General features: G+C 32.8%; 11 protein-coding genes. 9 read left to right on the top strand and 2 right to left on the bottom strand.

The genetic code is table 11. The features are described 5' to 3' along the window. Nucleotides 1-83: 83 nt before the first annotated feature. Nucleotides 84-1379, bottom strand: coding sequence for a phenylacetate--CoA ligase family protein (locus tag D3P13_RS13810; RefSeq protein WP_117883414.1), 1296 nt, complete (start codon nt 1377-1379; stop codon nt 84-86). Nucleotides 1380-1408: 29 nt separating this feature from the next. Further along, nucleotides 1409-2902: a MocR-like pyridoxine biosynthesis transcription factor PdxR gene (gene pdxR / locus D3P13_RS13815; protein WP_117883416.1), complete on the bottom strand. Its 1494-nt coding sequence runs from the start codon at nt 2900-2902 to the stop codon at nt 1409-1411. Between the two features lie 83 nt (nt 2903-2985). Between pdxR and D3P13_RS13820 the strand changes: the two genes are divergently transcribed. From D3P13_RS13820 to D3P13_RS13860, 9 genes are all read left to right on the top strand, one after another. Next, entirely contained in the window at nt 2986-3489 is a 504-nt protein-coding gene (locus D3P13_RS13820; protein WP_117883418.1) for a GNAT family N-acetyltransferase, read from the top strand. Between the two features lie 23 nt (nt 3490-3512). Continuing rightward, nucleotides 3513-3803: a DUF1272 domain-containing protein gene (locus D3P13_RS13825; RefSeq protein WP_117883420.1), complete on the top strand. Its 291-nt coding sequence runs from the start codon at nt 3513-3515 to the stop codon at nt 3801-3803. 2 nt (nt 3804-3805) lie between these two features. Next, nucleotides 3806-4468 carry a pyridoxamine 5'-phosphate oxidase family protein gene (locus tag D3P13_RS13830; protein WP_117883422.1) on the top strand — a complete coding sequence of 221 codons (663 nt, stop codon included), beginning with the start codon at nt 3806-3808 and terminating at the stop codon, nt 4466-4468. 196 nt (nt 4469-4664) lie between these two features. Further along, nucleotides 4665-5696, top strand: a complete 1032-nt coding sequence (locus tag D3P13_RS13835; protein WP_117883424.1) for a serine hydrolase domain-containing protein — start codon at nt 4665-4667, stop codon at nt 5694-5696. A 126-nt stretch (nt 5697-5822) separates the two neighbouring features. Continuing rightward, nucleotides 5823-6263: a hypothetical protein gene (locus D3P13_RS13840; RefSeq protein ID WP_117883426.1), complete on the top strand. Its 441-nt coding sequence runs from the start codon at nt 5823-5825 to the stop codon at nt 6261-6263. 281 nt (nt 6264-6544) lie between these two features. Further along, nucleotides 6545-6937, top strand: a complete 393-nt coding sequence (locus D3P13_RS13845; RefSeq protein WP_117883471.1) for a hypothetical protein — start codon at nt 6545-6547, stop codon at nt 6935-6937. Between the two features lie 18 nt (nt 6938-6955). Next, the gene (locus tag D3P13_RS13850; RefSeq protein ID WP_117883428.1) at nt 6956-7423 is read left to right on the top strand and encodes a PEGA domain-containing protein; all 468 of its coding nucleotides are present in this window, start codon (nt 6956-6958) and stop codon (nt 7421-7423) included. A 224-nt stretch (nt 7424-7647) separates the two neighbouring features. After that, the gene (locus D3P13_RS13855; protein ID WP_117883472.1) at nt 7648-8238 is read left to right on the top strand and encodes an LURP-one-related/scramblase family protein; all 591 of its coding nucleotides are present in this window, start codon (nt 7648-7650) and stop codon (nt 8236-8238) included. A gap of 204 nt (nt 8239-8442) precedes the next feature. Next, nucleotides 8443-9162 (top strand): hypothetical protein, encoded by a 720-nt coding sequence (locus tag D3P13_RS13860; protein ID WP_117883430.1) that lies wholly within the window; start codon nt 8443-8445, stop codon nt 9160-9162. Nucleotides 9163-9256: the final 94 nt, after the last annotated feature.

The raw sequence follows: 9256 nt of genomic DNA on the forward strand, positions 1-9256 counted from the left end.
AATAAGGGTTAATTTACCTACATCATGGACTTAACGCAACAATATTTTTTTAAAAATATAGCATTTCCAATCAATATACAAAATTATCTTTTATCAATAAACAAAATGGGCTTTCTGCTCATTTTAGGAAATTTTAAGGCATTAATAGACTCAATATCATGTATTTCTAACGTTGGCAATACTCTTAACTTGGCACGACAATGGTCTTTTATACGGTCTAATAATTCGTGGGAAGGTGATTCTGTACCAATTTTTATCAATATTTCATCCGTACCAATGTCATTATGAGAAATTTCTATGATATAATTTTCAATGGCATCAAAATCATTTAATAAATCATACAAAGCAGGTGGATATAACGTGGTGCCCTTGTATTTTACCATTTGTTTTTTTCTTCCCATAACAGGACTCAAACGCAATGAATTTCTACCACAAGTACAAGGTTCTCGATGCTCTCTAACAATATCTCCAGTTTTAAAACGCAACAATGGCATCGCTTCAACACCCAAGGTAGTAATGGTTAATTCGCCATATTCCCCTTCTTTTACAGGATTGTTATCGTCATCTAATATTTCGGTAATGATAAGTTCAGGATGATGATGCCCGCCTTGTTTAGCTTCACATTCTGTAAAAGCCGTACTCATTTCTGTGGACGCATAGGTAGAAAATAAGTCAATTTTCCACTTTGAAGTTATTTTATTTGCCAACAGGTTCAATGAAAAATCTTCGTTACGCAATGACTCTCCAATACAGATTACTCCTTTTACGCTAGACGCATTGTAATCTATATTGTTGGCCTCGGCATAAGCAATCAGTTTTAATAAAAAAGAAGGTACTGCAATTAAATACTTAGGGTTAAATTTTAAAATAGAATCCCATTGCAATTCAGGTATACCCGCTCCTACCCTAATAATACTTGCTCCTAGTTTTCTAACCCCTAAAAAATAAGCCAAACCTGCCACAAATCGCCTGTCCATCGTTGTCATTAGCTGCACAGTGTCATTTTTAGTAACACCAGCACAGGCAAAAGAAATGGCTTCATTATAGGCCAATCTATCTAAATCAGCATCAGTCAACGCGAATGTAACGGGATTACCCATGGTACCCGAAGTTGTAACATAATCTACAATATCGTTTTTAGGCACACATAAAAAATCATCGTTATGGAGCTGTAAATCATCTTTGGTAGTTACTGGAATTTTAGCTAAATCTGACAGTGTTTTAATACTAGAAATAGCTATATTTTGAGTGGCAAATACATTTTTATAGTACTTAGAATTTGCTTGAAGATATGTTAATAATATCTGTAATTTATCTTCCTGAAAATGTTGAATTTCAGCAGTAGATTTAGTTTCAATAGTTGGCGTCATGCAATACATATGTGAGAGGGCTAAAGTATGAAAAAAGTTTAGGACAGCTGTTCTTTGGTGTTAATTTCCTCCATTGTTTTCTTAAATCGGCGTATCAATTCTTGAATTTCTGCTTCATTATACGATGCAAAACCAATACGGATACAATTGTGACCTAATTTAGCACTATCATATCGTTGCCAATTGCCAATTTCTAAGTTGTACTTTTTGGCAACTATAGCAACAGTTGCCCAAGAATAATTTGAATTCAACTTGGCCCAAACTGCCATCCCTCCTATTGGCGTATCAAACTCAATACAACTGGCCAATTCATCTTTTAATAATTTACAAAACAAATTGCGTCGTTGCTGGTATATTTTCATCACTTTTCTAATATGCCTATCTAAATCGCCTGACTTTATAAAATCAGCAAATGTTAATTCCAGTAAGGCATCTCCTTGCCTGTCTACAATACCTCTTAATTTAGAAGCTTCATCAACAAACTCTTTTGAAGCAATTAAATAACCAATTCTAAAAACTGGAGCCACCGTTTTACAAACCGAACCAATGTATATTACGTTTCCGTTGGTATCGTGACTCGCTAATGGTAATATTGGAGCGTGATTGTAATTAAAATCGTAATCATAATCATCTTCAATAATGGCAAAATTATAGTGCTTTGCAAGGTTTAAAAGGTGAATTCTTCTTTTGGCTGAAAGTGTTACGGTTGTTGGGTGATGATGGTGAGAAGTAACATACACCGCCTTTATTTGTTTTCGTTTACAGAGCTTTTCAATGGCATCAGTTTGCATTCCATTTTCATCCACCAAAACACGTTCTAGGGTAGCTTGTTGATTTAAAAAAGTAATATCTGCAGACAAATAATTGGTGTTTCCAACCACCACCACATCATCTTTTTGAAGTAACAATTGTGACGATAACCAAATTCCCATTTGGCTACCACGCGTTATCAATACATTTTCTTTAGAGATATGCAAACCTCTGGTGGCATTTAAGTAAGCTACCAAAACTTCTCGCAACGTATCATTTCCATATGTAGAACCGTAAGACAAGTGTTCAAAAACGTTTTTTTTAGAAGAAATCCGTCGGTAGGTTCTTGCAATTTCATCCATGGGTGTTAATCTCGCATCTGAAACGCCATCATCCAAATACATAAAATCTTCCTTCCTTTTAGGAAGATTTTTAGGTGAGATATTATTCTTATAAAAAGAAAATCCTGTATTCATTTTTAAATCGGAAAGGACATCATCATCTAATTTTTGCTGATTTAGTACAGGTAAATTACGATGTACAAAAGTTCCTTTTTTAGGAATACTTTCTACCCAACCCTGAAGCAACAAGTCTTCATAACAGGCAACAATTGTTTTCCGATGCACATTTAGTTGTGCTGCCAAGGTTCTACTACCAGGAAGCTTTGTGGTAGGTGCCAAGGTTTGATTTTTTATAAACTGAATAATTTGATTAGACAGTTGTAAATACAACGCCTGATTGCTATTTCTATCAAATTGAATACTGGTTTTATATGGAAACATCTGGACTACTAATTATATCTATTCTGGACGATTATGACAGTCCACAAATATATTATTTTTGAAGTGTAAAACAAAACCGTCCTATGATTCATCTCGAAAAATTTAATACAGCAGATTACAGCAGATTAATCAATTGGATTACTTCAGAAGAGCAAATGGTACTTTTTAGTGGACAAATATTTGATTATCCTATAACCAATAATCAACTTGATAGGTATCTTGACAGTACCGATAGGTTGGTCTATAAAGTAATTCAAACGGACACCAATGCAGTTATTGGTCATGCCGAATTAAATGCAATCAATTTAAGAAGTAGCAGTGCAAGAATTTGCCGGGTTTTAATTGGCGATAAAAACGCTAGAAACAAAGGTATTGGAAGTTTAATAATCAAAGAATTGGTCTGTATCGGTTTTACAGAACTAAAGCTACATCGTATAGATTTAGGTGTGCATGATTTCAATACCCAAGCCCTAAAATGTTATGAAAAATGCGGATTTAAAATAGAAGGTTTACTCAAAGACAATATGAAGTTTGGCACTGCATTTTGGTCATCATATAATATGAGTATACTCAACAAAATAGCATAAAAACAATTTAAAACAGAAATAGTTTGTTAGAAATAAGACCCAATTGCGAACATTGTAACAAAGATTTACCAAACACAGCCATTGATGCCATGATTTGCTCTTTTGAATGCACGTATTGCAAAACATGTGCACTTGACATTTTCGAAAATGTATGTCCGAGTTGTTCAGGTAATTTTGTGGAACGCCCTATTAGGCCACACCAAGAAATAAGGCAACACCCTGCTTCAAATGAACGTGTTTTTAAACCAAAAGAGTTGGAAAAAGCGAAAATTAATACAGAAAAATTTAAAAACCTATCACCAGAAAAAAGATAATTATGAAGGAGTATTCAAAATCGAAATTAAACAGAGTAAAGCGTGGACAAATTAGAGCTACATATGATGTTGAAAAAATCAACACCATTTTAGATGCCGGTTTTATAGGCTATGTGAGTTATGTTTACCAAGGCGGAGCCATTACATTGCCCATGGCTTATGGAAGAAAAGATAACAAAGTGTATTTGCATGGCTCGCAAGCCAACAGAATGCTACTTGCTTTATTAGAAGCAAAACAAATGAGCATGACCGTTATGCATTTAGATGCATTGGTTTTGGCACGTTCTGGCTTACACCATTCTGTAAACTATCGTTCTGCAACGGTATTTGGTACCGTAAAAAAAATAGTAAATCCAAAAGAAAAAGAGGCTGCTCTTTTTTGTTTTATGGAACATATGATGAAAGGAAGATGGGATGGTATTAGACCTATGCATCCAGAAGAAATAGACCGAACCTTAGTGGTAGAAATGACCATTGAAACCGCTTCTGCAAAAATTAGAGATGTTGGTGTGGGCGACGAACCTGAAGATTATGAATTAGAGGTTTGGGCAGGTTTAGTTCCGATAAAGCAAGTTGCCGAATATCCAATTTCTGATAAAGGTATCCCTCAACAACTTGAAATTCCGAAACATGTATTGGATTATTATGAGCAAATCAAAGCATAAAAATACTTGAATTAATAATCAACAATGCGTTAAACACTTCTATATGCGTAAAAAATAAATTAAAATTTAATTCATTAACTTTGAATACATTGTCACTTAATGAAAAAGGTATTTAAATGGTCAACTTTTTTAATTAGCAATTAAATTTTACGATAGCTGCATAAAAAAACGAGTGATTGCAAAATATGACTTTATTATGAAACCTCAAATAAAACGCTTCCTGAGAATCCTATTTATTATGGCAAGTATAGGCTCTCTGTATTTTGTACCGTGGATTCTTGTAAAAGCATGGATAATACCTTTACCAGATACCGTTCAAGAACAAGTAAATGAGGCGATAACGTACGGGTTTGACGGAATGATTGTGTATATTGATGAAGCAGGCAAGCCGCCGGCATTTTACGCAGCAGGATATAAAAACAGAGCAGAAAAAACACCAGCCGATCCAACATCATTATTTAAGATTGCGAGTATAAGTAAGTTATATGTGGCGGTTGCCATTACAAAGCTGGTGCATAACAACCATTTGTCTTTAGATGAAACCCTTGCCCATTACTTTCCTGAATTGGTAGGAAAAATTGAATATGCAGATAAAATCACACTCAGAATGATGGTGCAACATCGTAGTGGCATTCCCAATTACGTAGACCATCCCCATTTTTGGGATAATCCGTCAAAAAATAATGGAGAAGCCCTTGCGTATGCATTAGATATGCCACCAACCTTTAAACCCGATACTGATTATGGGTACTCAAACACCAATTATTTGTTACTCCGTAGGCTTATTAAAAAAACAGTGGGTTATGATGACCATCAATATATAAAGGAAGTTATTTTAACACCTCTTGGGCTGAAAAATACGTTTGGATCTTTGAGTGAGGTAGCTATAGATGATGTTATGAGTGGCTATTATGTAGGGTATGACGACGATTTTAAAACAGATGATGTGGGTATGTTAGCTACCGCCGAAGATGTGGGCACATTTATACGAGCATTAAATGAAGGTACTGTGTTTGACAAAGGCGAACAAGAAATCTACAGTTCTATTTACGAGTATGACCATACCGGATTGGTACCTGGCTACCAAAGCATTGCAAAATACCATAAAGATATTGACACCGTAGTTATTCAATTTATGAGTACTACAAATTTTGACGGCTACAACTGGAATTTATCAGAGATTTTTTACAGTAGAATTGTAAAAATAGTAAAGAAAAGTCGACTCTAAAATAGGATGTTACAGCTACACTACTATTTAAAATGTTAAAGCTATTTATGGAGCAGTAAATGATAAAAAAAATAATGTATTTTTACCACATAAATATACTTAACAAATCTCGATTAACCCCATTTTATGAAATATTTTAGCACTCTCTTAATCCTTTTATTTATATCAATCACTTTCTTATATTCTTGTAGAATTGACCCAAAAGCAGCACCTAAGGCTAAAACGACAAAATCTATTACAGGAGAACCTGCTCAAAATGCAAGTGGCGTTTGGCATTTTACGTGTCTAAGTGGTTGTGCTGGTGGTGCTGGAGCGGCTGGTAAGTGTGAGACTTGTGGAAACCCCTTAGTACATAATACGGTTTATCATGGTGGCAGTACACCAACACCAACAGGCCCTAATGCAAATGCCCCCTTTGTTGTACCACCTACTACAACAAGTGCTACTAATGCAAATGGAGTTTGGCATTACACCTGTAGTAAAGGATGTGCTGGAGGCTCAGGAGCAGCTGGCTCTTGTGTTAATTGTGGAAACACATTGGCTCATAACCAAGCGTATCATCAGTAAAACATACGGCACCCCAATTTTTTATTGAACTTATTAATTCAGTATCTCCATAGTTTTTAGAAACACAATACAAACCGTAATTGTGAATAAAACAATACACTATTTTAAAAGTCATTTGTTGAAATTCATTAACTTTGAATAGTTCGCTAACAAACACTTATCTTTTCTATAGATATTCTTTAAAAATTAGATGTTGTTTTGGCGGAACTTAAAACTAAAGAGCGTATAAACGGATTCCGTTTATGCAATTAATTATGCGTAAACTAGAAAAACACATCCATATGAGAAAAATGAATAAAATTCTGATTTTAATAACAGTAATCGGAATTACAAGTTGTAGTCCAAAAATTTCCTCAAATTTTACTAATCCACAATCTAAATTGTCAATTAATGAAAAAGTAGCACTTTTAGACATCGAACACATTTTGCCAAAAAATATTGTTAAAGTCGGTGAACTGAGATTTCAAGATTCCGGATTTACCACGGACTGTAGTTTTAATAGTTTAATGAATCAAGCAAGAAATGAAGCAAGAATAAATGGAGCAAATATTGTAAAAGTGATAGATAAGAAAAAGCCTAATTTATGGAGCACTTGCTATCGATTAAAAATTGAACTATATAAATATACCGGAGATGTTTCATCATTACCTCAATACAAATTAAAACTTGACTAAATCTAAAAAAGCCTACCAATGAAAATTATTATTAAGACGATCCAACTTTCTTTAATTGTATTACTTTCCAGCTGTGCAACAATTATTTCTGGCTCAAGACAAACTGTAGGAATAACTTCAGAACCAAGTTCTGCCAAAGTTTATATTAACGAAATTGAAATTGGAAAAACACCAATTGAAAAAAAACTAAAAAGAAATCAAGAATATCAGTTAATTGTGAAACTCGACGGATATAAATCATATGAAACTAAATTAGTTAAAAAATTTAATGCTTGGTATATCGGAAATGTGCTAATTGGAGGAACCATTGGATTAATTATTGATCCAATTACTGGTGCAATGTTTAAATTAAAACCAGAAGAAATCGACGGAAATTTAAAAAGTAGAACAACACTAAAAACAAAAAGTGGAAATATTTATGTAAACATAAGTATGGAAATTGACCCCACTTGGAATAAAGTAGGACAACTAGAAAAATCTGAATAAAGTCTGCACTCAATAAAGATCTGTGATTAAAAACAAAGCAGTATAATTCTTAATAAAAGTCTTGGCTCTTTTTACAAAGTGCCAATTGTTTTACTTGAATACCCCATACCCTTTCGTAAAAACAGCAACGAGCAGCATATACATTGGAGTCTAGCTACCAAGAAAAAAAACGGGGCGAAACGAATAGCCACATAGTTCGAAAAGAAATTAAAGCTATAAAAAAGATGAACTCCAATTTTTTTGAATCAAACAGTTATTTTATTGATGAAAAAGTTAATTATTTTAAGTTTGAAAATAGTTACAAGGTATTTAATGACAAAGGAAAAGAGATTGGTTCTGTAAACCAAAAATTATCGTTCGGACAAAAAGCTCTGAGCTTACTCTTAAATAAAAGCATGTTGCCTTTTCAACTAGAAATAAAAGATACTTCTGGTAATTTACAAACCACAATATCTAGAGGATGGACCTTCTTTATGTCAACCATAGTTATTGATGATGCTAAAGGCAAAACTATTGGTTCTATAAAACAGAAGTTTAAATTATTTAAACCCACTTTTAAAATAGTTAATACATCTGGGCAAATTGTGGCTGTAATCAATGGCGATTGGAAAGCATGGAACTTTCAAATAAAAGACGGTTACGACAAACCTATTGGAACCATAAGTAAAAAATGGAATGGTGCTATGAAAGAAATTTTCACTTCAGCAGACAAATATAATGTTGATTTTAATTCAAGCTATACCGATGTAACCAATAAAATGGCAATACTATCAAGTGCCATAACCATTGATATGGTTTTAAAAGAAAGTAAATAAATACAATTATAATACCTGTTTATAAAATAGTAAGACCATAAACAATTATTGCTATTATTTTTTTAACTTTGAAAGTGTTCGCTAACAAATACTCAATTTTTCAATTCATATAATTTGAATTTAGTTTTTGTTTAAGCGAAAACTAAAACCATAACGGGTATAAACGTATTGCTATATACAATTGTTAGCTTTAATTAAAAAAAAATGATAGATAAATTCATTAGTTTTCTTTCGAATAACCTTTCAGATTATGATTGGAAGAAAGCAAAATGTGTTCTTATATTTAGTGAACAGTCACTAAATAGAAATATTTATTATTTGTTATCTGAAGAGTTTATAAGGCTAGATGTAAAGCCTAAAGAATATAAGTTTTTTACCAATTATAATAGAGAACTTTACTTAGAAAATTTAAATGATAAATCTAAACGTTTTAATAAGTTAGAGTTAATTATCTTTCCAGATGGCCATTATAAGGAAAACTATTTTTGGGACGAAAAGAAAGAAATAGCGGATAAACTTATGGCTGCTGAGTTCTTTTATCAATGGACTAATGACACATTGATGAATCGTATTTTTGAGTATGAAAAAGACAATGAGCTATTAAAACCTAACTATGATGAAAATGGTGATTTAATAGATTATCAAGAATCTTGGGATAGAGGTCTTTTTCTATTTATTATAAACAACAATATTATTTCTCATAAAATAACTTTGTACAAAAATAGCATTGAAAGAGATTTACCTATGCCTTTGCCTCCATATTTTATTAAAGGATTACTAGAACATCAATTAGTTACAAATACAGAATTGACTAATGAATGGAAACCTTGGAATAGACTACTAATAAATTCACCCCATAATAGTATTCCATATGATAAGTGGCAAGAATATGTTGAATATAGTTTAGAAGTTATTGAAGAATAAAACTAAAGCTAACAAAAGTAATCGTTGCACAAGCAGTAAAAACACTCTTTTAAATCAATAATTGACTTGATTTCAACCATTTTAAGAACGGCTG

The organism is Aureibaculum luteum (assembly GCF_003449015.1).
GTDB classification, from domain to species: domain Bacteria; phylum Bacteroidota; class Bacteroidia; order Flavobacteriales; family Flavobacteriaceae; genus Aureibaculum; species Aureibaculum luteum.

Coding starts and splice junctions, on each gene's coding strand:
- D3P13_RS13810 (WP_117883414.1), bottom strand. CDS start 1,379: ATGTATTGCATGACGCCAACTATTGAAACTAAATCTACTGCTGAAATT.
- pdxR (WP_117883416.1), bottom strand. CDS start 2,902: ATGTTTCCATATAAAACCAGTATTCAATTTGATAGAAATAGCAATCAG.
- D3P13_RS13820 (WP_117883418.1), top strand. CDS start 2,986: ATGATTCATCTCGAAAAATTTAATACAGCAGATTACAGCAGATTAATC.
- D3P13_RS13830 (WP_117883422.1), top strand. CDS start 3,806: ATGAAGGAGTATTCAAAATCGAAATTAAACAGAGTAAAGCGTGGACAA.
- D3P13_RS13835 (WP_117883424.1), top strand. CDS start 4,665: ATGAAACCTCAAATAAAACGCTTCCTGAGAATCCTATTTATTATGGCA.
- D3P13_RS13840 (WP_117883426.1), top strand. CDS start 5,823: ATGAAATATTTTAGCACTCTCTTAATCCTTTTATTTATATCAATCACT.
- D3P13_RS13845 (WP_117883471.1), top strand. CDS start 6,545: ATGAGAAAAATGAATAAAATTCTGATTTTAATAACAGTAATCGGAATT.
- D3P13_RS13850 (WP_117883428.1), top strand. CDS start 6,956: ATGAAAATTATTATTAAGACGATCCAACTTTCTTTAATTGTATTACTT.
- D3P13_RS13855 (WP_117883472.1), top strand. CDS start 7,648: ATGAACTCCAATTTTTTTGAATCAAACAGTTATTTTATTGATGAAAAA.
- D3P13_RS13860 (WP_117883430.1), top strand. CDS start 8,443: ATGATAGATAAATTCATTAGTTTTCTTTCGAATAACCTTTCAGATTAT.